We start from the raw sequence: 24,647 nt of genomic DNA on the forward strand, positions 1-24,647 counted from the left end.
ATCTCAAAATAAGTGAACTGACAGTAAATCTTGCCATGTTTTTGGGAAACCTAAATAGTGAAGTCTCAAGAATTAAGCCGTATGGTCAGCATTCCCGGATATCACGTTAGCAAAGAACTCTACAATGGTTCTCGAACCTTGGTTTATCGCGCTAATCGAGAAACTGACCAAAAATCTGTAGTGATTAAGCTGATGAAAACTGTTTATCCCAGTTTCATTGAATTGATCCAGTTTCGGAACCAGTTCACCATCGCCAAAAATTTAAATCTACCTGGAATCATCCAGACATACAGCCTGGAACCCTATCAGAATGGCTATGCGTTAGTGATGGAAGACTTTGGGGGAATTTCTCTCAAAGATTATTTGACCTCTGTAGAGACACGATATATCGCGTCTCTACAAGAGTTTTTACAAGTAGCGATCGCACTGTGCAATACATTAGATATTCTAATTCGTCATCGGATCATTCACAAAGATATTAAACCCGCCAATATTTTAATTAATCCAGAAACTAAAGAAGTTAAGTTAATTGACTTTAGTATTGCATCTCTGTTGCCACGAGAAACTCAAACCCTGATGAGTCCTAATGTGCTAGAAGGGACACTCGGCTATTTGTCTCCAGAGCAAACTGGACGAATGAATCGGGGAATTGATTACCGGACTGATTTTTATTCCCTAGGTGTAACATTTTACGAGTTACTAACAGGGGAATTACCATTTAAATCGCACGAGCCGATGGAATTGGTACATTGTCATATTGCAAAACTTCCGCTTTTAGTACATGAGATTAATCCCCAAATTGCGCCTGTACTCTCATCCATTGTGAATAAACTGATGGCGAAAAATGCCGAAGACCGCTATCAGAGCGCATTTGGGCTGAAATATGATTTAGAAAATTGTTTAGCTCAACTCAAAGAAACGGGGAAAATTGTAAGTTTTCCAATTGCTCAACGGGATGTGTGCGATCGCTTTATTATCCCAGAAAAACTCTATGGTCGTGAGCATGAAGTTGAAACTCTGCTCAAAGCCTTTGACCGTGTTACCAACAATCAGACAGAATTAATGCTGGTGGCTGGTTTTTCTGGTATTGGTAAAACTGCTTTAGTTAACGAGGTTCACAAACCTATTGTCCGGCAACGGGGCTACTTTATCAAAGGCAAATTTGACCAATTTAATCGGAATATTCCTTTCTCCGCTTTTGTGCAGGCGTTTCGAGACTTAATGGGGCAATTGCTCAGTGAAAGTGATACTCAATTGTCAACTTGGAAAAGTAAAATCTTACAAGTTCTGGGCGATCAAGGACAAGTCATTCTTGAGGTAATTCCCGAACTCGAACAAATTATTGGTCAACAACTACCTGCAACCGAACTTTCACCAAGTGCAGCACAAAATCGCTTTAATTTACTCTTTCAAAAGTTTATTCAGGTATTCACTACAAAAGAACATCCATTAGTAATTTTCCTTGATGATTTGCAGTGGGGCGATTCTGCATCACTCAAATTGATACAGTTGTTGATGAGTAAATCAGGAAGTGGAGCTTTACTTTTAATTGGAGCTTATCGAGATAATGAAGTATCTACCGCGCATCCGTTAATGTTGACTTTAGCAGATATTCGCAAAGTCAATGCCACGATTCATAGTATTGCTTTAGCTCCGTTAAATAAAGCTAGTTTAAATCAATTGATGGTTGATACCTTTAGTTGCTCAGGTGAAATTGCCCAACCCCTAACGCAACTCGTCTATCAAAAAACTCAAGGGAATCCATTTTTTGCAACGCAATTTCTCAAAGCATTATATGAAGATGGACTGATTACTTTTAATTTTTCTCAAGGTTACTGGCAATGTGATATTGCTGCTGTGAAGGCACTTGCTCTGACCGATGATGTGGTAGAGTTCGTAGCGCTACAGTTGCAGAAGTTGCCAGCAGCAACGCAAAATGTGTTGAAATTAGCCGCGTGTATTGGCAACCAGTTTGATTTGCTAACCTTAGCAATTGTTTCTGAACAATCGGAAACCGAAACGGCAGCATCTTTATGGAAAGCTTTGCAAGAAGGGTTAGTTTTACCTACTAGCGAAGTTTATAAATTCTTTCAAGATAGTGGGCATGATTGTAACTCAAATCCTTTAAATTACAATTTACAAGTCCCTATCTACAAATTTTTACATGACCGTGTGCAGCAAGCGGCTTATTCGCTAATTCCAGATGAAGATAAACAATTTACCCATCTTAAAATTGGTCAATTACTGTTGCAAAATACCTCTGAGTCTCAGCAAGAGGAACGAATTTTTGAGATTGTCAGTCAGTTGAATTGTGGAATGGCGCTAATCACCCAGCCAAGTGAACATCAACAATTAGCTCAGTTAAATTTGAATGCTGGTCGAAAAGCGAAAGAAGCTACTGCTTATGGTGCAGCAATTCATTATCTCAAGTCGGGAATGCAATTGCTGACAATTAATAGTTGGGAAATCGCTTATGAACTGACTCGAAGTTTATACGAAGAAGCTGCCGAAGCTGCTTTTCTCAACAATGAATTTGAGCAGATGGAATCTCTTATCCAGGTCGTCATGGAAGAAACAACCACCTTACTGGATAGGGTGAAAGTTTATGAAGTTCAACTCCAAGCCGATCAGGTGCGGAATCAATCATTCAAAGCGATCGCAATTGGGCGTGAACTTCTCGCTCAACTTGGGGTAACATTACCTGAATCAGTAACACCTCCAGACATTGAGCAATCTGTAGTCAACACGCTCTCCACCTTGGCTGCTAGAAGTATTGAGGGCTTAGTTGATTTGCCATTGATGAATGACCCCAAAGCTTTGGTTGCTTTGCGAATTATGGCTAGCATCGCTCCCGCCATCCATCAGGCTGCGCCTTATCTGTTCCCAATTATTGCCTGCGAAGAGGTGAATGTATCTCTTAAATACGGCAATGCACCACTTTCTGCACCAGGGTATGCAGATTTTGGAATTGTACTTAATATTTGTAACCAAATGGAGTCAGGTTCAGAATTTGGCCAGCTAGCTTTAATGCTTGTAGATAGATTTCAAGCAAAATCTGTTCAAAGCATGACTATATTTAAGGTGGGTGCATTGAATCAATTTAATAAACAACACGTTCGCGCCTCAATTAGTTTATTACAGGAATCCCATCGTTTTGGATTAGAGACAGGCGACTTTTTTCATGTGCTTGCATCCATGATTTTCAAGTTATTCTATGTCTATTTAAGTGGCACAGAAGTTTTGGAAATTCTCTTAGCAGATATCAAAGCTTACAAGTCTAATTTTGCCCAAAATCAGCGCTTATTAAATTGGTCTAATATAATCTGTCACAGTATTAACAATTTAACCGAATCTAGCGATAATTCAGAGCGTTTCATTGGTGAAGATTGTCAAGAAGAACAACTTTTATCTACGCTGATCGAAGAGAACGACGAATTAACACTCCACATCTTTTACCTAAGTAAGTTAACACTCAATTATCTTTTTGAGAATTTTCCGGCGGCAGTTGAGAATGCAAATCAGGGAGAGCAATACCTTAACGGTGGCGCAGGAATGCTATCTGTGCCTGTTTTCTACTACTACGATTCTTTGTCTCGGCTGGCTGTCTATTCAACGGCTGAACCATCTCAACAAGAACAATTACTCTTAAAGGTTGGCGAAAACCAGGAAAAATTGCAGTTTAGAGCCAAATTTGCACCGATGAATTTCCAGCACAAATTTGAATTGGTGGAAGCAGAACGCTATCGGGCTCTGGGCGACAAGTTGGCAGCAATAGAATTATACGATCGCGCAATTTTTCTGGCGAAAGAAAACGAATATATCCCAGAAGAAGCTTTGAGCAATGAGCTAGCTGCCAAGTTCTACCTCGATTGGGGCAAAGAAAAAATCGCCCAAGTTTATATGCAAGAAGCTTATTACTGTTATGCTCGTTGGGGCGCTAAAGCCAAAACTGAGGATTTAGAAAAACGCTATCCTCAACTTCTGGCTCCCATCTTACAAGGGCAGCATCATCGCTTACAACTGAGTTCAACCATTGATGGATCGTCATTCCCACATCAAACTATCCACACAAACCTTTCTAGCAGCAGTATTTCTGAAGCCCTCGATTTTGCCACCATCTTTAAAGCCTCACAAGCTCTATCTAGTGAAATTCAATTAGAGCAATTACTTACTACCCTTTTGCAAGTGGTGATGGAAAATGCCGGCGCACAAAAAGCTGCTCTGCTTGTACTCCAACAGGGTGATTTAGTGGTTGAAGCTATAGCCACCATCAACGAAGGAGTGACTCTGGTATCAGTACCATTGTCAATCAGCGAAGGCATTCCCATTACACTGGTAAACTATGTCAAACGCCGCTTAAAAACTGTTGTGCTAGATGATGCAACAGCACAAACTGATTTTATCGCCGATTCATATTTCATGCAGCAACAACCTAAGAGTGTGTTGTGTACGCCGATGTTAAATCAGGGTAAACTCATCGGGCTGCTATATCTAGAAAATCCGCTGACAATTGGTGCATTTACGAGCGATCGCACCGAAGTTATCCAACTGCTATGCACCCAAGCTGCCATTTGTCTAGAAAATGCCCGTCTTTATCAAGAATCTCAAAATTATGCTCATCAACTAGAGAGATCGCTACAAGAACTAGAGCATACCCAATTACAAATGGTGCAAAATGAAAAAATGGCAACCTTGGGTAATTTAGTTGCTGGGGTGGCACATGAAATTAATAATCCCATTGGATTTTTGAAAGGCAGCCTTAACAATGCCGAAGAGTATATTCAAGACTTACTCGCCCATATCCAATGCTACCAACAACATCATCCCACTTCTGCGATCGCAGTCATTGAGCATGGCGAAGAAATTGACCTAGAATTCTTGACTCAAGACTTACCAAAGCTCGTAAGCTCAATGAAGGTGGCAAGCGAACGGATTAAAGACATTAGCATTAGTCTTCGCACCTTTTCCAGAGCCGATACAACCGAAAAAGTTGCTTGTAATCTCCATGAAGGGATTGAGAGTACGCTGTTGATTTTGAAGTATCGCCTCAAAGCTAACGAAAAGCGTCCAGCAATTGAAGTTATCACCGAATACGGTAAATTACCACTAGTCAAGTGCTTTTTAGGACAATTAAATCAAGTATTTATGAACATCCTTGCTAATGCAATTGATGCCTTAGATACATCCAGTGAGGGGCTTTCTTTTGCCCAAGCGCAAGCTAACCATCACCAAATACTGATTAACACCGAAGTATCCAGTGACCACAAGGTGACAATTCGCATCAAAGATAACGGTCAGGGGATGCCAGAGGAGATTAGAGCCAGGATCTTTGACCACCTGTTTACAACAAAAGAGGTTGGAAAGGGAACAGGATTAGGATTAGCGATCGCTCGTCAAATTGTCGAGGAAACCCATAATGGAAGGTTGAGGTGTAATTCTGTGCTTGGTGAAGGAACAGAATTTGTCATTGAAATTCCGGTGTTTTAACTACAGTATTTATTTTACAAATACATGAGGTACACCCGGAGCTACGGTGTACACACAAGTCGGAAATAGTAGTCTTGTCAAGGAATAATTGACGAGTACATTCTTTGTCTTAACGGCAATTTATCGCGTCTCTCTAACGTGTCAGTTTTTCAGACGCGCTGAAATCTGCTGTAATATTGCGATTTTCCTCTCAATGCATAAAGCTTCTAATTTTTCGGTAATCTGGAGGACAGGAATAGCACAATTTTACTAAATCTGTATAACTTGATTCTAAATGAGGTATCGTTCAGAGTTAAGATGACACAATTGCATTGAATTGTGGTTGAAGCTACAAAAATTGTTAAAACAACTAACTAATACTGTATTTCCAGCCTCAGTCTTCCGACTAGAGAGTGGTTTAACTTTTATTCATCAAGAGATTCCCACTACTCCTGTAGTTGTGGCTGATGTTTGGGTGCGTGCTGGAGCAAGCCTAGAGCCAAAACCGTGGTTTGGGATGGCGCACTTTTTAGAACACATGATCTTTAAAGGTACGGCAACGCTTCCCCCTGGAATGTTCGATTCCAAAGTTGAAAACCGGGGTGGCGTAAGTAATGCGGCAACAAGCTATGATTATGCTAATTATTCACTCACCACAGCCGCCCCTTATTTAAAAGATACTTTGCCCTACTTGGGCGAACTACTGCTCAATGCGGCAATTCCAGAAGACGAATTTAGCCGCGAACGGGACGTGGTGCTAGAGGAAATTCGTTCTTGTCAGGACGATTCCGACTGGATAGGATTTCAAGCTCTGATTCAAAGCATCTATCCACATCACCCTTACGGGCGTTCGGTGTTAGGTACCGAGCAAGAGCTGATGCAGCAGTCTCCAGAAGCAATGCGCTGTTTTCATCACGCCCACTATCAGCCGGAAAATATGACAGTGGTAATTGCTGGGGGTATAGCCCAGCAACCAGCTTGGGAATTAGTAAATCATTCATTTAGTGATTTTGCCGAACGCTCGAATTGTCCGCAGTTTGAGAAAGTGACAAAGCCAGTAATAACAGGAATTCACCGTCAAGAACTGTGTTTACCACGCATAGAGCAAGCACGATTATTGATGGCGTGGTTGGTTCCAGGAGTAGAAGAAATCCGCACTAGCTATGGTCTAGATTTATTGTCAGTGTTATTGGCAGAAGGGCGGACTTCGCGTTTAGTGCGTGATTTGCGAGAAGATTTGCAATTGGTACAAGGAATTCATAGTAGTTTTTCTCTACAACGGGAATCAAGTTTATTTACAATTACTGCCTGGTTGGAACCAGAAAATTTAGAAGAAGTTGAGTCTTTAATTTGCGCTCATTTGGATGATTTGCAGACTGGAGGAATTAGCGAACAAGAACTTGCTCGTACACGCAGGTTGCTATGTAATGAGTATGCATTTTCTACCGAAACGCCAAATCAACTGACAGGGCTTTATGGATATTACAATACCATCGCCCAAGCTGAATTAGCTGTGACATATCCCCAGCAGATTAAGTCTTTTGATGCCCAAGAATTGCAAAAATTAGCTAAACAATATCTCTCACCGCAGAATTATGCGGTTACTGTACTTAAACCCTGTTAATTATTGGGAATTGGGAATTGGGAATGGGGCATGGGGCATTGGGCAAATGACAAAGGACAAATGACAAATGACAAATGACAAAGGACAAATGACAACCTTGCTGCAAAAATCACCTATCCATCGCACCGTATTGAATAATGGCATTGTCGTGCTGGCGGCAGAAAACCCTGCTGCGGATATTATTGCAGCGCGGATCTTTGTGCGTGCCGGTAGTTGTAACGAAAACCGGGAGCAAGCAGGGTTGGCGCATTTGCTATCAGCAGTGATGACAAAGGGATGCGATGGACTTTCTAGCTTAGAAATTGCTGAAAAAGTCGAGTCTGTAGGAGCAAGTTTGAGTGCAGATGCTGGCACTGATTATTTTTTGCTGTCTTTCAAGACAGTAACATCAGATTTTGCGGAAATTTTAGCATTGGCAGCGCGGATTTTGCGATCGCCTACTTTTCCCGAAACTCAAGTAGAACTAGAACGCCGTTTAGCACTCCAAGATATTCGTTCACAAAAAGAGCAACCGTTCAATGTCGCCTTTGAACAAATGCGGCAGGTAATGTACCAAAATCATCCCTACTCTATGTCAGTGCTGGGAGATGAAACCAGTATGAGCAGCTTAACTCGTGCAGATTTAGTAGAGTATCATCAAACTTATTTCCGCCCAGATAATGTAGTAATTAGCATTGCTGGGAGAGTCACACCTACAGATGCAGCAGCGTTGGTGGAAGAAGTTTTTGCTGATTGGCAAGCGCCAGCCCAAGCACTACCAATACTGAATTTGCCTGAGATTAAAGTGGAACCACAGGTAAAGGTTAAGCCAGTACAGACACAACAATCAATCGTGATGCTTGGTTATTTAGGAACATCGGTCAATTCTGTTGACTACGCCGCCCTGAAGCTGCTGTGTACTTACTTGGGAAATGGGCTTTCTAGTCGCTTGTTTGTTGAATTACGCGAAAAACGTGGTTTAGCTTATGAAGTATCTGCTTTTTACTCCACAAGGCTATTTCCAGCCTCATTTGTAGTTTACATGGGTACAGCACCGGAGAATACTAGCATTGCCCTAGAAGGACTGCGTACAGAAGTAGATTTATTGTCTACCACTGAAGTATCTGAAAGCGCCCTCCAAGCTGCGAAAAATAAGATTCTAGGACAGTACGCCTTGGGTAAACAAACCAACGGGCAAATTGCTCAGATATACGGCTGGTATGAAATTTTGGGCTTAGGAATTGATTTTGACACCAAGTTTCAAGAATTGATTGCCGAGGTAAGTGCCAAAGATGCGATCGCTGCCGCTAGTAAGTATTTAAAATCACCTTATTTATCTTTAGTTGGTCAAGAAGAAGCAATTAATCGAGCGATCGCGTAAATAGCCCGTCCGAGACATCGTAAATAGAGCAGCTGTTTTTTAGACCAAGCGGCTGTACCATTAGCATGAGAATATTCTGGGAGTAAATTCCATGCAAAGCAGCCTGACAGCAAGTATTTTGAGTTACTTAAAATTACTAGACCCCACTGTAAATCGCTGTGGAATGGAAAAACGGCAAAAAAGTTGGTGGACAAAGAGGTCGAAATCTTTCTCAGCCATTGAAATACTCTTGTTATCCGCAACGCCTCTGCTTATTGCCTCAACACCTTTAATATCAATAGCAGCGCCGCAAAAAATTGCCCAAATAAATCCTGGAGATAGCATCAGCCGCCCTAACCTCAAAGTTGGTAGCCAAGGCGAACGCGTATCTGAACTTCAGGCAGCTCTGAAACTTTTGGGTTTTTACTCTGGTGCAGTAGATGGTATTTATAGTGAGAATACAGCCAGTGCTGTTGCCCGTTTTAAACAAGCAGCTGGCTTGAATCCAGATGGCGTTGTTGATGCCAGCACTTGGCAAAGACTTTTCCCTAATCAACCAGTAGCAGCATCAAATATCCCTTCATCCCAGCCAAGATTTAACTCAGCTACAAATTTTCCTGTTCCAACCCAGGCTAGCAGCCTCACCAACGTTGCAAATCCTAACCCCAACCCCCCAAGACAAGCTGCAACACAAGTTGCGACTAGCCCTGAGCCAAGACCTACTACCCCAAAAAAAGCTGTAACACAAGTTGCGACTAGCTCTGAGCCAAGACCTGCTACACCAAAAAAAGCTGTAACACAAGTTGCGACTAGCCCTGAGCCAAGACCTGCTACTCCAAGGAAAGCTACAACTTCAAGCACACAAAAAACGCCAAATCGTACTACATCAACTGCTAGAACTCAGTCAGCTACACGGACTGGGCAAAGTACTCGAACTCAGAAAAACACATCTACTCAGCGAACTCCTGGTATTCAATACACCTCTGAAGGATTGCCAATTTTACGTATAGGATTACGTGGTTCTGAAGTTGTGAAGTTGCAACAACAACTGAAAAAGCTTGGTTTCTTGAAAGGCGATGCCGATGGAGACTTTGGTGAGACAACCGAGACTGCTGTGAAAGCAGCACAAAAGCGGTATGGTTTAGAAGCTGACGGTGTAGTTGGTGGCTCTACCTGGGAGGTTCTTTTGCGGCGCTAGCCTTACTAGGGAGCATAACCAGCGTCTCTTTTGCCTGTAACCAAAGTTGCAGGCAAGATGCTCCGAAGTTCTGATAACTTATTTCTTTTTTGGAAGTCCTCAAGGTACAGAAGCAATACTTTTCGGTTAAACCCAATAATCTCTCTTTTGGCCTGGGGAAAGGTTAAAGGGGAAAGGGGAAAGGGAAATTCAAACCCTTTCCCTTTCCTCTTTCCCCCTTAACCGAAAAGTATTGTCCCCCTACTTCTCTTCTTCCCCTGCCTGCCTCAACCAAAAAATTACTTAACCGCACGGTATTGCAAGCGTAGCCCATTCTAACTTCTGAATTCTTCTTGATGAATTTAATCCGGTACATCCTGCAATACGATAAAGATACACCGATTAGAAATATCTCTCTATGCCAGGACAGAAAAATTACATTATTTTTGGGCTGACAAAGGATAATAGCAACTTTATGAGTCAAGCACAAAGACACATCATAGTGCTACAAATCACAACTGGCAACAGTGAAATTAATTAAACTTACTGCTAATTCCTCTAAAAAAACTTATGCAACACTTTTTATTAACTTGGCTCGGTACTGCGGTGGCGTTATTTATTACTGCTAATATCGTTCCGGGATTCTTTATCAAGAATTTTGTGGTTGCCTTAGTCGCTGCCCTGGTTATTGGTCTGGTTAACGCATTTATTAGACCAATTTTGCAGATTTTGGCCTTTCCGATTACCTTGCTCACCTTTGGTTTATTTACATTGGTAATCAATGCTTTAACACTTTGGTTGGCAAGTGCTTTAACCCCTGGTTCTGGTTTTGAGATTCAAGGCTTTTTACCTGCTTTGTTAGGTTCAATCGTACTAGCTATTGTTTCTAGCATAATTAACTATTTGTTGAGAGTTGTTGACTAGAAAATTAGTTAATTTTTGTAATACTCGTAATATTTGAGGCTTGGGCAACAGCTAGCGTTACAGCTCCTGGTTGCCCTTGTAGCTGGAAAATTTGTTTAGGAACTAACAACGTCACTCCCAATGCTTCTGTGCTGGTAAAGGGGGGAGCAGTCAACAACGATGCTTGAGTCGCTGCAAGAATAGCAGCTGCCTCTGCTACGCTAGGTGTACCTACTTTGTGGTCAGTAATTGTGGCAGGGTTGGGGACACAGACAGAGCGAAGGATTTGGGCAGAAAAGGTTTTTAGAGGGAGATTGCGTAGGTGGCAAAGTTCTACTAAACCAACTTCCGAGGCTTTAGTGTCAATGGTAGCAATCCCTGCGATCGCACTTTGAAAAAGTTGATTTTCTCGAAAGGCTTGCTCAATAGCCCAATCAATCAATTGCCGTGAGGTTCCCCGCTTACAACCGATTCCTACCCAGCAAACCTGTTGCACTTGGTGTATTTCCTTAATTCAATTCTTCAAGGTTAAGTGTTGGCTTATAGGAAGCGATCACCAAAGTGCGATCGCTTCCCCCAATTATCGAAAAACGCAAACTATCCCCACACTAAATACCCGATTTTGTCAACTAGAAACTTTCACCGCCGCTTCTGCCTGGGAGTGCAATAACAAACCGTATTCCAAGCCCTCCACCACCGCTTGATAGGAAGCCTCCAAAATATTGGTCGAAACCCCTACCGTCGTCCAGCGTTGACGACCATTGCCTGATTCTACTAACACACGGGTTTTTGCCGCAGTCCCCGTATGTCCGTTGAGAATCCGCACTTTGTAATCCGTCAAATCAAAGGTTGCAATTTGGGGATAAAAATTTACCAAAGCCTTGCGTAAAGCCGCATCCAAGGCAGCAACCGGGCCATTACCTTCTGCCGCCTCCAGAATATTTTTGCCGTCAACAGCGATTTTGACTGTAGCTAGGGCGTTACTAGTTTCTTTCCCCTCAATCAAGTCACAGTGGACTTGAAAACCTTTGACTTCAAAAAACTTCTGGCGACCTCCCAAAGCTTCGTGCATCAGTAGTGCAAAACTGGCCTCTGCTGCTTCAAATTGAAATCCTTCACTCTCCAAATCTTTGAGACGTTGGAGAATTTCCTTGGCTTCTGCCTTGAGTTGATCGAGGTCAATCCCAAAACTGCGGGCTTTGGCTAGAACATTACTAAGTCCAGACTGTTCAGAAATCACAATGCGGCGATGATTCCCGACTTGTTCCGGCTGAATGTGTTCGTAAGTCAGGGGATTACGTTCTACAGCTGATACATGAATACCACCCTTGTGGGCAAAAGCCGAAAGTCCCACAAAGGGAGCGTGTTCATCTGGCGCGAGGTTGACCACTTCACTAACAAAACGACTAGCTTCTGTAAGTTGTGTTAGCTGGTCTTCTGTGATACAACTGTAACCCAGCTTCAGTTGTAAATTGGGAATTAAAGAACAGAGGTTAGCATTGCCGCAACGTTCACCATAACCATTAATTGTGCCCTGTACCATCTTTGCCCCTGCCATCACGGCGGCTATTGCGTTAGCAACCGCCATTTCTGAATCGTTATGAGTATGAATTCCAATTTGGGGGATTGTCCTTTGTCCGTTGTCCTTCGTCATTGTTTCTTGACTAATGACAAATGACAAATGACTACTGACATCTTGAACAATTTGCCCAATTTCATGAGGTAAAGTGCCGCCATTGGTATCACAGAGGACTAGCCATTCAGCACCAGATGCGATCGCAGCCTCTAATGTTTGTAAAGCATAATCTGGATTGTGCTTGTAACCATCAAACCAATGTTCGGCATCGTAGATAATGCGACGACCTTGAGAACGGAGGTACTCAATGGTGTCACGAATCATCGCCAAATTTTCTTCTAATGTCGTTTTGAGGCTAGTTGTGACATGTAAATCCCAAGACTTACCAAAAATCGTTACCCAGCGAGTTCCCGCAGCCAAAATATCCTGTAGCATCGGTTCGGTTGCGGCAGTGGAGTTGGGCCGTCGAGTCGAACAAAAAGCCACAATTTCAGCTTGTTTTAGCGGATCTTCTTGAAGTTGCCAGAAAAATTGTACATCTTTGGGATTAGCACCAGGCCAACCGCCTTCAATGAAGGGAACTCCCAGTTGATCGAGTCTCTTGGCAATGCGTAACTTATCTTCTATCGATACAGATAGCCCCTCGCGCTGAGTGCCATCCCGTAATGTAGTGTCATAGAGCCAAAGTTGAGGTGAGGAATTTGTGGTCATAAAACTGGGACCGACGAGACAACTTTCGAGGCAATGTGTCAATATACAACAAAAAGCCAGTTTGGCAATTTAAAAATGCCTAAAGTACTAGCTGAAGGTAAAACAATTCAGTGCGTAAGCGGAAGCAATCTCCGAACAATTTTGCTGCAAAATGGTATTCACCTCTACAATGACGGTGCTAAGGTAATAAACTGTCGGGGCATTGGCAGTTGCGGAACCTGTGCGGTTAAGGTAAAGGGCGAAGTATCAGCAGCGAATTGGCGCGATCGAGCCCGGCGTTCGCTTCCTCCCCATTCTCCTACAACAGACTTGCGTTTAGCCTGCCAAACTCAGGTTTTAGGCGATGTGAAAGTGACAAAGTTTGATGGATTTTGGGGACAAGGTTCTCGAATAGTGTGGACACCAAAAGGTTAAAAAGGAGTAAGACAAGATGGGTAGATGGACACCCCTAATTTTAATGGCTGGAGGTTTAGCCATTCTGCTTGGTACATTACTAGGCATCAATTTTCCTATGGGCGTGCAAAGCGCTAACGCTCCCAGTGGTAAAGCAGCAAAAGTTCTGCCAGCTAATATCAATGTTAATAGCAGCGCTGGCAGCAAAAATGAAGAAACTGCAACGGAAGGAAACGAAACAACCGAAACAACCGAAACAAACGAAAACAGACGCGGTATTGTAGCCCCAAGACCTGACAACAGAAGCAGCGTTGCTCAGAATCCTTCTGATGACTCAACATCACCTGCTGACAGTACAACAGACGGCAGTACAGATAGTTCCGAAAACACGCCATCTACCGATGTCAATCAAGGCAACGAACCAATTCGCGCCTTGTGGTAACGATATATCCGTCTTTAGTTACGAGTTATAGGTTATAAGTTATGAGTTAATTAGTTATGTACTAATGACTAATGACAAATGACTAATGACAAATGACTAATGACTAGTGAGATCGTAATTATTGGTGGCGGCGTTATTGGTTTAGCGATCGCTATTGAACTAAAAATGCGCGGGACAAACGTCACCGTGCTTTGTCGTGACTTTCAAGCTGCCGCTACCCACGCCGCCGCCGGGATGTTAGCACCAGACGCGGAAAACATCACTAATGAGGCAATGCGTTCATTGTGTTGGCGATCGCGTGCTTTATATCCCGACTGGACAACTAAACTAGAAGAACTAACTGGTTTAAATACTGGCTACCGTGCCTGTGGTATTCTCGCACCCGTCTTTGAAGAGGCGGTGGGGCAGGGAAGCAGGGAGCAGGGAGCAGGGAGCAGGGGGAAAGGGGAAAATTTCTCTCCTCTGCACCCTTCCCACTGCCCTCCTGCCTCTTCCCCGGCTTACTGGTTAAATAAAGAGGCAATTCATCAATATCAGCCAGGATTAGGGGCAGAGGTAGTTGGTGGCTGGTGGTATCCTGAAGATGCACAAGTTGATAATAAAGCTTTAGCTCAAATATTGCGGACGGCGGCTGAGTGTGTTGGTGTTGAACTCAAAGACGGTATTACAGTAGAAGCATTTTTACAGCAGCAAGGACAAGTGGTTGGCGTGCAAACCAATGTTGGGATAATTCGCGCCGCGCACTATGTTTTAGCCTCAGGTGCTTGGTCAAATGAGTTGTTGCCGCTACCCGTGCTACCCAGAAAAGGACAAATGCTGAGTGTACGGCTACCAGAATTTGCGCCGGAAGTGCCCTTAAAGCGGATTTTATTTGGGGATAATACTTATATCGTACCAAGACGCGATCGCCTGATTATTGGGGCAACAAGTGAAGACGTTGGTTTCACCCCCAACAATACCCCAGACGGCATTCAAAAATTATTACAAGCTGCCATTCGGCTGTATCCCCAATTAAAGCATTATCCCATCCAAGAGTTCTGGTGGGGATTTCGCCCAGCCACCCCCGATGAGTTACCCATCCTTGGTACTAGCCACTGTCAAAATTTAACCCTTGCCACAGGTCATTACCGTAACGGGATTCTACTTACACCTGTAACCGCCGTATTGATTGCCGATTTAATCTTAGAACAAAAGCCCGATCCTCTACTTGCTGATTTTCACTATTCGCGCTTCCAATCTCAGCCATCTACCCCCACTCCAATGCTGACTCACTCTGCCAACTTCTCCAACGGGAATCGTCCTGCTATATCCTCCCTCCCAGTTCAAGACTCGCCGTTAATTATTGCTGGCAAAACCTTCCAATCCCGCTTGATGACGGGAACCGGTAAGTATCGCAGCATAGAAGAAATGCAGCAAAGCGTTGCCGCCAGTGATTGCCAGATTGTCACCGTCGCTGTAAGACGGGTACAAACCAAGGCCCCCGGACATGAAGGTTTAGCCGAAGCCTTGGATTGGACAAAAATTTGGATGTTGCCCAATACCGCAGGTTGCCAAACTGCTGAAGAAGCGATTCGGGTGGCGCGGTTGGGGCGAGAAATGGCGAAATTATTAGGGCAGGAAGATAATAACTTTGTCAAGTTAGAAGTAATACCTGATCTTAAGTATTTACTCCCAGATCCAATTGGGACGCTGCAAGCCGCAGAACAATTAGTTAAAGAAGGTTTTGCAGTATTGCCTTATATTAACGCTGACCCCATGTTAGCCAAGCGTTTAGAAGAAGTAGGCTGTGCGACGGTAATGCCTTTGGCATCGCCCATTGGTTCTGGACAAGGGCTAAAAACAACCGCCAACATCCAAATCATCATCGAAAATGCGAATGTGCCAGTGGTGGTAGATGCTGGTATTGGTTCACCCTCAGAAGCTGCTCAAGCAATGGAATTGGGAGCAGATGCTTTATTGATTAATAGTGCGATCGCTCTTTCTGCCAACCCAGCAGCAATGGCTCGTGCCATGAATTTAGGAGCAGTTGCCGGTCGCCTAGCATACCTTGCTGGCAGGATGCCGATCAAAGATTATGCCAGTCCTAGTTCACCTGTCACGGGGACAATTACTAATTAGGGAATGGGAACAGGGGACAAGGGGACAAGGGGTGAGAACTTGAAACAAGTCTTTCCCCTTGTCCCCAATTCTCCTTGTCCCCTTGTCCTCTTCCCAATTCCCAATAATGTAACGATTTGTCTAGCAGTTTCAGAGCGGATTTAGCATTTATGTAACATTAAATGAAGTATCAAGATAAAGGAATTAATTCATGCCCTATACCAATGAAGAAGGCGGCCTTCTGAATAATTTTGCCCGGGAACCAAAGATTTATCAAGCAGAACCTCCAACACAAGGGCAAAAACGAACTTATCTCATACTAGGAGTTGCCGCTACAGCTTTGGTTGTCGGCTTGATTCTAGTCGCCTTCTTCGTTTCTAAGAGCAGTTAATCATAAAATATTTTCAGAAAACTTAATCTTCTTTATCGTTTTTCAGGTTCCGATTTTAAGAGGGGCCTGCTTTTTTATTTTTTGTTAAAATTGAATTAGCCATTAAAGTATATAATTATACTTTTTATGACTGTTAGACTTGAAGGCTGAATTTATTCTGAGCAAAACAACATCCAATACGGTTCGGTTAAAGGGGAAAGGGGAAAGGGACTCATGTTTTGAATACATCCTTTTCCCTTTACCCCTTACCCCTTACCCAGACCACAAGGAAAGTGAAAAATGCTTATCCGAACCGTATTGAGACAACATCTACTTAAAAATAATTTTTATTACAGCAGTTTGCAAATAAGTGAGCTATAAAATGTAGGACTCAAAATCACATATCAAAAATTTCTGCTTCCTACCTCCAGCCTCCAAACCTGTAGCTTTGTACTTCATACAAAAAAAAACTGCTGTATGACCTTAGCCCATTTAGATATACCCAAAACGTTGATATGTACTATGTTTTGGCTTTTTAGCCGCTATGAGCGTGAATGATACTGCACACAACAATAATTCTACTTTGAATCGGCAAGTATACCACCGCCTGAAACTTGCCCTAAGCCTTGGCTTACGACGACAACTTTTTTTAGCAGTATGTGATGATTTACACCTAAGAAATCAGGTAGCAGCTCGCTTGCATTCTACATTGGCTTATCCTGTTGGACAGGTGCTATATCAGTCATCAAATGCCCAAGAAAATAGCACTCCAGCTTATCCGCGATTAGTCACATTGCGTTTAAATTTAAACGAACCCAATCCCATAGTTCAGATAAATCAATGGTTAGCTAATTATCCACCACCAATTGTTGGAGCATCAAAAGATACTCCTGGAAGACCTTTTCCAGTACCAGCATTTCAGATTGTCGGCGTGGAACATCTTACCAAGGAAACAGTAGCAACACAGCGTTTGTTTTTACACTATCTCCGCTTAAGTGAGCAATATTTTTCTACACAAGAATCCAGTCGATTTCTAGAATCTAACCTACTGTTGTGGATACCGCGTCCTTGGTTATCTGCCATTAAGCAATCAGCACCACAATTTTGGCGTTGCCGGACTGGTGTATTTGTGTTTGCTGGAGAACCCACACCCGCGACTCAAAATACAGGCTATCCAGAACGTTTTTCACCTTCGAGAAACTTGGATTTAGGGAATATTGAGCAGTCGGTTTTAGATAAATCAGTTAACCAAGCAGAACTCAAAACCCCAGCCTCCGAGTTCAAGTTTGAGAATAATTCCGGTTTCCCAGCAGAGATACAAGGGAATGGCATACACAAAACCCAGGAATTTACTAATAGGTCTGGTAGTGGTAAAAATAATCAATCGCTGTTGTCTTTATCTTATGTAAGTAGCGAGTTAACAGAGCTAGTAACCGCAACAATTAACGCAAGTAGTGATAAAAATACTGAAAATTATTTACAACCGCAGCAGATTTTGTTGGAGATTGAAGAATTACACGAAAAGCAAGCTTCAGGGGATGTACTGGCAGAAGCTTATCATCGCTTAGGCACTTTATACCGCCTTCGGATTGAGCAAGGAGAGTCAACCCTAGAAAACCTGATGGTGGCAATTATTGCCTATCAGGAGGCTATTAGCTATGACGAAAGCTCACCACAACTTCCAGATATCTTGAATGATTTGGGTACACTCTACTGGATGCTATACCGTACACCACCCAATTCTGAGGAGGGACAAACTTATATAGAGCAGGCAATAGAATTTTATCAGTTGGCGTTAAAGATGATTTCACCGCAGACGCATCGAGAAACTTACGCTCGTGTGCAAAATAATTTGGGGACGGCTTATGGTGATTTAGCCCGTTTTTCTCACCCATCTGACAATTGGCAGGAGGCAATATTAGCTTACAACGAAGCACTCAGCTACCGTACAGCCGATATGGATTCATTAAAGTATGCAGCTTGCCAGAATAATTTGGGTACTGCTTACTGGCATCTAGGGCAATACAATCAACCGATTGTGCATTTAAAGAAAGCGATCGCAGCTTACAACGAAGCACTCGTATACTACAACCCCGAAGAGGAACCGCTCAAGTATGGGATGATTCAAAACAACATCGGTACTGCCTGTTGGAATCTGGCACAATACGAACAACCTGCCCAAAATCTCCAGCTAGCTATTAATGTCTATAGCAAAGCTCTTAAGTATCGCACTCCAGCTAATGTTCCCAGTGCCTGCGCCGCTACACAAAATAATCTAGGTACTGCCTACTGGCATTTAGCAAACCTTTCTCAGACAACTAAAGAGGCACGTCAAAAGTATTTGCAACTATGTATCAGCGCTTATGAAGAGGCTATAGCTTTGGCTCACTCACTTAACGGTACTCCTTTAAGCTTTGATTTGCTTGCCTCTTATAATAACTTGGCACTAGCACATTATCAGCTAGTAATAGATAAGTCGTTTCATGGTGACAAAGCAACACATTCTCAACACTTAGAAGTAGCTTTAGACTACCATTTGCAAGCTTTAAACGGATTGAGCAAACAATCAGAGGCTTATCAAACAACCTTTACTTATGTGGTGAAAACTATTCGTGCTTTTCATAATGAATTAGGGATACAGGGACAAACTCTAGCTTTATCTAAAGTTCCTAGTCAGTTATTACCAGAGATATTGTCAAAGTTATAAGGTATTGAGGAGTAACTTGATATCAAATTGACAATTACTCAGAGCATCAAGTAAGGTTCTCTGTTCAAGCAGATGCTCTCACTTTTTCGGGTATCTCTATTTCATAACTTTTGTGGATAATAAAAGATTAAAACCCGCCAGCGTAGGTTTAGTTTGTATGGTTCTGTGACTATCAGTACCATAGGTAAATCATTCGTTAAGAAAACGAAAATATTTCCTAATTTCTAGCAAATTAATTTAGAATGGAAGTAAGAGTTCGCAGTTAGCCCGTCGCCTCTATTCAATGGCTTAAATATGTGGACATAAGTAATAAAACAAAGTTTAGGAACAAAATGATACTCGTTTACGTCGCAAAAATGTCTTGCCTATGATTTGAGTAACGCACATTAGCAGGATACTCATTCAGAGTTGCGATCGCACAGGCTCCCATAATAGTAAGTGCTTTTATCTTCGGAATACGCTTATAGACAGGTTTAAAACAGTCAGAAACAAACTCAGTAAATCACCGTCATTAAATACATCACATACACAAAGGACAACCCTCTTATGACTCGCCTATATCAATGGAAATCTGGAACTGCTGCACTAATGGCAATAGCCGTTACCGCAAGCGTCGCTAGCCCCCTATTAAGCTTGGCTCCTGCCAATGCACAATACAGAATTGGGCAAGACAGAAATACTCAATATGGAAACGTTACCATTCCTTCTGGGGTTGCTTTTCCTGTCACCTACGAGAAAGAGACTATTACTATTGCTCCTGGGGAAAGTAAATCTATAACCTTGAGAATAGCCAATGACATTATCGACAGAAATAGAAATGTCTTAATTCCTGCTGGAACTAAAGTAAATGGACGGCTAGAATCTGTTGACTTAGATAATTATTCAAGAAATACAGATGACAACCAAGGAAAAGGCGTGCGGTTTGTCGCTCAAGAATTAGAATTTTCTAATGGTCAGCGTCAGTCGATTAATGCAACTTCTCGGACATACACCACAACTCAAAAAGTTTCACAAGGGCCTAGCACTGGTCAGGTTTTAACTGATGCAGCTATTGGTGGAGGCGCTGGTCTTTTAGGTTCACTAATTACTGGTAACAACAGAATTGATGATTTAAAACCTGTTATTGGTGCGGCTGCGGGTGCAGGTGCAAGTGTCCTATTACGGAAAAAAGAAGCAAATGTGTTTGTCATCAGACCCGCACAAGATTTAAGGCTCACACTGAATTCTAATTTGAATTTAGTACCACGCTCGCGCTACTAGATTTAACTCCATTCAAGTCGTGACTTTAATCACCCCTCACAGGCGATCGCCACTTTAACTATAGTGTGCGATCGCCTTCATTTTTAGACCTAAAAAATTCTATTTAATAGCAACTATCATATCTCTATATCGTCTTCATCACCATCGATATTTATTGGAATACTTATTGAAGTATGCTATTGAAGGAAAGAGCTAGGAAAGTCATCTCTATTTTATTCTCTATCTAAAAGAGTATTCAAAATTACCTAATATCCTGATATTTTTTCTCAAGTAGTGTATAAAAGAGTATTTTATTATGGTAAGTAAAAGTTTCATTTTAAGCACATCTCTTGCAATTCCCGTGGTGTTAATTCTTTTGACTCAGGGAGAAAAGATAAAAGTATCTTTAGTTGAAAATGCCCCTCAGATATCCACTAACAACGAAATTAGCCTATCCAGCAGCAAGCTAATTAGCGCGAATTCAACACCGAAAACATACTATGTTAGTGGTAATGGAAACGACAAAAATAGCGGACTTTCTACTTCATCCGCATTTAGGACAATTCAGAAAGCAGCAGACCTTACCAACCCTGGTGATACAGTATTGATTATGAATGGAGTCTACAAAAATGTAGCCAAAGCTTTAAGTGTAGTAAGTATTAAACGTTCTGGAACTGCAAATGCCTGGATTAGGTATAAAGCATATCCTGGACATTTACCAAAAATTCAGCACAATACATGGAGCGGTATTCTAATTTCAAGTGGAGCTTCATATATTGAGATCAACGGACTGGAGGTTATAGGGAATAATGCCAATATAACTCTTGATTATGCGATGAGTGAGAAGAATAACAGACAAAACCCACTCACGAGTGGAAACTGCATCAGCATTGACGGACGAACCAGTGGTCATGTTCATCACATCCGTATTCTGAACAATAAAGTGCATGACTGTGGAGGAGCAGGTATTTCAGCGATTCAATCAGATTATGTGACAGTAGATAATAACGTAGTTTTCAATAATGCCTGGTATGGTGTTTATGGTGCTAGTGGTATTTCAATATTGAATAATTGGAATTCTGACAAAAACCAGGGATACAAAATGTTTGTTACCAACAACAAGGCTTACAACAATCGTATGTACATCCCTTGGATTGCAGTTGGAAAGATCACGGATGGTAATGGTATTATTATCGATACTACAAGAAACGATCAGAATAATTCAAAATTGGGCGCATATCAAGGACGCACTTTAGTTAAAAACAATCTGACATTTAATAATGGTGGCTCAGGTATTCATACATTCTTAAGCGATCATGTTGATATTGTAAATAACACTGCTGTTTTAAATAATCAAAGCCCTGAAATTAAAGATGGGCAAATATTTGCTAATGTATCATCTGATGTCAGGATTTTAAACAATATTCTCTATGCTTACCCTGGCAAAGATATTAATAGTAACAATAAAAATAAAAACGTTGTTTATGATTATAATATATACCTTAATGTTTCTAAAATAAGTGTTAAGGGAACTCACGATATTGTTGCAGATTCACAGGTTTTAAAAAAATATCCTACTCTCGAAAAAATATCTAATGATTGGAAATCGCGACTAGATAAACAAAATCCACCAACACGGATTTATGTAGAGTCTAACTCCGCAGGTTTTGTTTGTGAGTCAGTAACTTATAGTTTACAAGGGAAACCTATCCAAGCGGGATGCTCCCCGCTATCTTTAGCTCAAATTGCTTTTTCTGATGTTTCATCTAACTATTGGGCGGCACAATTTATTCAACAATTGTCACAGCGTGGTGTAATTGCTGGATTTCCTGATGGTAGATTCCGCCCTGAAGAACCGGTGACACGCGCTCAATTTGCCGCTATGGTCAACAAAGCTTTCCCTAAATCACAGCAGAGGCAGGCGATCAATTTTGCTGACGTGCCTAGCAACTATTGGGCATACAGTGCAATTGGGCAAGCCTATACCATTGGTTTTTTATCTGGATATCCCGGTAATCGGTTTCAACCTAACCAGGCTATTCCCCGCCAGCAGGTTTTGGTTTCCCTTGCCAACGGTCTGGGATATACTTCTGGTGGCAATACCGAAAACACTCTGAAATATTTCAACGATGCCTCTAACATCGCTAGCTATGCCCGTAGCCCGATCGCAGCCGCAACCCAAAAGCAAATTGTGGTGAACTATCCTAATGTGAAATCCCTGAATCCAACCGCAACCGCAACTCGCGCCCAGGTAGCAGCTTTTATCTACCAAGCACTGGTTAGTTCTAAGCAAGCTTCAGCAATTAACTCGCCTTATGTCGTGTCAAACCTCAGCAATTAACTGCCTAATCAACAATTATCCATGTCTATAATCATTGCTGGAGAACGTAGTGGGGTGGGCAAGACAACAGTCACGCTTACCCTTTTAGCATCTTTACGCCGACGCGATCGCTTGGTGCAATCTTTCAAGGTAGGCCCAGACTACATCGATCCGATGTTTCATCAACACGTAACTGGTCGTCCATGTCGCAACTTAGACCCAGTGTTGACTTCAGAAACCTACGTTCAGCAATGTTTTGCCCGTCATAGTCTACTTACTGAATATGCCCTAGTAGAAGGGGTAATGGGATTATTTGATGGAATTTCGTCATTGGTCAATAGTTCTTTGTCTCCTGCAAATGACAAAGGACAAATTACTGACTTTGCAAGTACGGCACACATTGCACGGCTTTTAGATTTACCTGTGGTGTTGGTGATTGATTGCAGTCGCTTGTCTGGTTCTGTCGCTGCGATCGCTCACGGCTACCAATCTATTGACCCCCGAATTAAAATAGCCGGGGTAGTATTAAATCGCGTGGGAAGCGATCGCCACCTCTCTCTCCTCAAAGATGCCCTAAAACCCTTACAATTACCTATTCTCGGCGTGCTGCGCCGTCAAGATAACATCACAATTCCCGATCGCCATTTGGGTTTAGTACCCACAGCAGAACTTACTGAACTCAACGCTTTAATTGATCGCCTCGCCGATTTAGGAGATACTTGCTTCGATTGGCAAAACTTATTACCCCTGTTAAAATCACAACCTCTCCCTCCTCCCCCTAATCCGCCTCATTCTCCCTCCTCCATCAGAGTTGCAGTCGCGCGCGATCGCGCTTTTAATTTTTATTACCAAGACAATCTCGATTTGCTGCAACAACTTGGTGCAGAACTGGTTTTCTGGAGTCCATTAGAAGACGCTGCAATACCAAAAGATGTCCAGGGAATGTATTTTGGCGGAGGTTTCCCAGAAGTTTTTGCCCAGCAACTAGCAGAAAATACCAGCGTTCGTGATGGAGTGAAAACAGCAATTCTCCAAGGAATGCCTGCGATCGCTGAATGCGGAGGATTAATGTATTTATGTGAGCAAATTATCGATTTTGAGGGTAAATCTTGGGCGATGACGGGAGTTTTACCGACATCTGCTGTTATGGGTGCGCGTTTAACTCTGGGGTATCGTCGTGCAGTAGCTTTGCAAGATAATCTGTTAGTGAAAGCAGGTACAGATGTTCACGGACATGAATTTCATCGTTCCCATTTAACCTTAACTCCCACTAAGCCCCTATTTGAAACTTCTCGCTACGATTGTGATGAAAATATGGGATGCGAGGGATGGGGTTTTCCTGCAAATGTTCATGCTTCTTATGTTCATCTGCATTGGGGAGAAAGTAGAGAAATTCCCGAACAGTTTCTTAAAGAATGTAGAACTTATAAGTAGGTTAAGTAGGTTGGTGCAATTAAAGCTAACTGGCTAAGGCTGTTATTGGTCATTAGTAAGGATTTTAAGCCTATTTAACGTGAGTTCGACGGAGTGAATTGACGTGGTAAAAGATTTTGGGTTTAATTCAACGTGAGTTCGATAAATTCATATCGTCATTTAACTTACGAATCAAACGGGATAACTCACGAATGATATTCACCGCAATTTCAGGAGTTTCTTCGATCGCATCATACAATTGCTCTTGCGTCAGTTCTAAAAATTCGCAAGGTTCCAAAGTTGTTGCAGTGGCAGAACGAGGTTGAGTATCAAATACTGCCATCTCACCAAAATATTTTCCCTGTTCCACCTCTGCAAGCATTTTATTGCCGATGTGAACCTTAACCCGGCCTGACACGACAATATAAAGCGATCGCCCTTCTTCTCCTTGGCGAAAGATGGTGTAATTAGCTGGAAATGACAGTTCGTTCATCACTGAAGTGAGCCGCACAATAAAATCATCCCGCAATTCCTTAAAAATCGGGACTCGCCGGACAAATAATAAACGGTCAACACTGGTTAGCATAATTACAAGTTAAACATAAAAAATTACTGTAAATTTTAAACCTGAAGCCAGAGCGCAATTAGTCATATTAACCGATGTTGAACGCTAGCCGCCAAGAATATCTCAAACTTGAGCCTGTCTTTGATCTGACTTTCCACATAACGTGAAAAGTCCACCAAAAACCTAACCTCCTCCTTCCCGACGCGGGAAGGGAGAAAATTCAAAGTTTTTCTCCTTTTAGGAGAGAGATTTTCTAGATGCCGTGAAAAGTTAGGTCTTTGATAGAAGCGATGCCTACGGCGGTA

Annotated in this window: 15 protein-coding genes and 1 pseudogene; 13 read left to right on the forward strand and 3 right to left on the reverse strand. The window is 42.3% G+C overall.

What is annotated here, in order from left to right:
• The first annotated feature begins 81 nt into the window (after window positions 1–81).
• The 5 genes from GJB62_RS19915 to GJB62_RS19935 all read left to right on the forward strand — a co-directional run bounded on the left by GJB62_RS19915 (window position 82) and on the right by GJB62_RS19935 (window position 10,530).
• The gene (locus GJB62_RS19915) at window positions 82–5,487 is read left to right on the forward strand and encodes an ATP-binding sensor histidine kinase (RefSeq protein WP_167756017.1); all 5,406 of its coding nucleotides are present in this window, start codon (window positions 82–84) and stop codon (window positions 5,485–5,487) included.
• 337 nt (window positions 5,488–5,824) lie between these two features.
• Window positions 5,825–7,090: a pitrilysin family protein gene (locus GJB62_RS19920; protein WP_114082001.1), complete on the forward strand. Its 1,266-nt coding sequence runs from the start codon at window positions 5,825–5,827 to the stop codon at window positions 7,088–7,090.
• 88 nt (window positions 7,091–7,178) lie between these two features.
• Window positions 7,179–8,450: a pitrilysin family protein gene (locus GJB62_RS19925; protein ID WP_114082002.1), complete on the forward strand. Its 1,272-nt coding sequence runs from the start codon at window positions 7,179–7,181 to the stop codon at window positions 8,448–8,450.
• A 91-nt stretch (window positions 8,451–8,541) separates the two neighbouring features.
• Window positions 8,542–9,627, forward strand: a complete 1,086-nt coding sequence (locus GJB62_RS19930; protein WP_114081848.1) for a peptidoglycan-binding domain-containing protein — start codon at window positions 8,542–8,544, stop codon at window positions 9,625–9,627.
• A 549-nt stretch (window positions 9,628–10,176) separates the two neighbouring features.
• Window positions 10,177–10,530, forward strand: a complete 354-nt coding sequence (locus tag GJB62_RS19935) for a phage holin family protein (RefSeq protein ID WP_114081850.1) — start codon at window positions 10,177–10,179, stop codon at window positions 10,528–10,530.
• A gap of 4 nt (window positions 10,531–10,534) precedes the next feature.
• On the opposite strand, the gene GJB62_RS19940 is transcribed toward GJB62_RS19935, so the two are convergent.
• Window positions 10,535–11,005, reverse strand: coding sequence for a cobalamin biosynthesis protein (locus tag GJB62_RS19940; RefSeq protein WP_114081851.1), 471 nt, complete (start codon window positions 11,003–11,005; stop codon window positions 10,535–10,537).
• Window positions 11,006–11,134: 129 nt separating this feature from the next.
• Window positions 11,135–12,796 carry a citramalate synthase gene (gene cimA / locus GJB62_RS19945; protein ID WP_114081852.1) on the reverse strand — a complete coding sequence of 554 codons (1,662 nt, stop codon included), beginning with the start codon at window positions 12,794–12,796 and terminating at the stop codon, window positions 11,135–11,137.
• Between the two features lie 75 nt (window positions 12,797–12,871).
• Here cimA and GJB62_RS19950 point away from each other — a divergent pair, with 75 nt between their 5' ends.
• The 8 genes and pseudogenes from GJB62_RS19950 to GJB62_RS19985 all read left to right on the forward strand — a co-directional run bounded on the left by GJB62_RS19950 (window position 12,872) and on the right by GJB62_RS19985 (window position 23,798).
• Window positions 12,872–13,210, forward strand: coding sequence for a 2Fe-2S iron-sulfur cluster-binding protein (locus GJB62_RS19950; protein ID WP_114082003.1), 339 nt, complete (start codon window positions 12,872–12,874; stop codon window positions 13,208–13,210).
• A 16-nt stretch (window positions 13,211–13,226) separates the two neighbouring features.
• A complete protein-coding gene (locus tag GJB62_RS19955) occupies window positions 13,227–13,631 on the forward strand; it encodes a hypothetical protein (protein ID WP_114081853.1) in 405 nt (134 codons plus the stop codon).
• Window positions 13,632–13,730: 99 nt separating this feature from the next.
• On the forward strand, window positions 13,731–15,749 hold the full coding sequence (gene thiO, locus GJB62_RS19960) for a glycine oxidase ThiO (protein WP_114081854.1): 2,019 nt from the start codon (window positions 13,731–13,733) through the stop codon (window positions 15,747–15,749).
• 190 nt (window positions 15,750–15,939) lie between these two features.
• Window positions 15,940–16,119, forward strand: a complete 180-nt coding sequence (locus tag GJB62_RS19965) for a ssl1498 family light-harvesting-like protein (RefSeq protein WP_114081855.1) — start codon at window positions 15,940–15,942, stop codon at window positions 16,117–16,119.
• A gap of 523 nt (window positions 16,120–16,642) precedes the next feature.
• The gene (locus tag GJB62_RS19970) at window positions 16,643–18,805 is read left to right on the forward strand and encodes a tetratricopeptide repeat protein (RefSeq protein WP_114081856.1); all 2,163 of its coding nucleotides are present in this window, start codon (window positions 16,643–16,645) and stop codon (window positions 18,803–18,805) included.
• 546 nt (window positions 18,806–19,351) lie between these two features.
• Window positions 19,352–20,065, forward strand: a complete 714-nt coding sequence (locus tag GJB62_RS19975) for a conjugal transfer protein TrbI (protein WP_114081857.1) — start codon at window positions 19,352–19,354, stop codon at window positions 20,063–20,065.
• Window positions 20,066–21,752: 1,687 nt separating this feature from the next.
• Window positions 21,753–22,370, forward strand: a pseudogene (locus GJB62_RS37120) (S-layer homology domain-containing protein); the annotation flags it as partial.
• A 36-nt stretch (window positions 22,371–22,406) separates the two neighbouring features.
• Entirely contained in the window at window positions 22,407–23,798 is a 1,392-nt protein-coding gene (locus tag GJB62_RS19985; RefSeq protein ID WP_114081858.1) for a cobyrinate a,c-diamide synthase, read from the forward strand.
• Between the two features lie 127 nt (window positions 23,799–23,925).
• Here the strand turns inward: GJB62_RS19985 and GJB62_RS19990 are convergent, their stop codons facing one another.
• The gene (locus tag GJB62_RS19990; RefSeq protein WP_114081859.1) at window positions 23,926–24,363 is read right to left on the reverse strand and encodes a cyclic nucleotide-binding domain-containing protein; all 438 of its coding nucleotides are present in this window, start codon (window positions 24,361–24,363) and stop codon (window positions 23,926–23,928) included.
• Window positions 24,364–24,647: the final 284 nt, after the last annotated feature.

The sequence above is a fragment of the Nostoc sp. ATCC 53789 genome (assembly GCF_009873495.1).
In the GTDB taxonomy this organism is placed as follows: domain Bacteria; phylum Cyanobacteriota; class Cyanobacteriia; order Cyanobacteriales; family Nostocaceae; genus Nostoc; species Nostoc muscorum_A.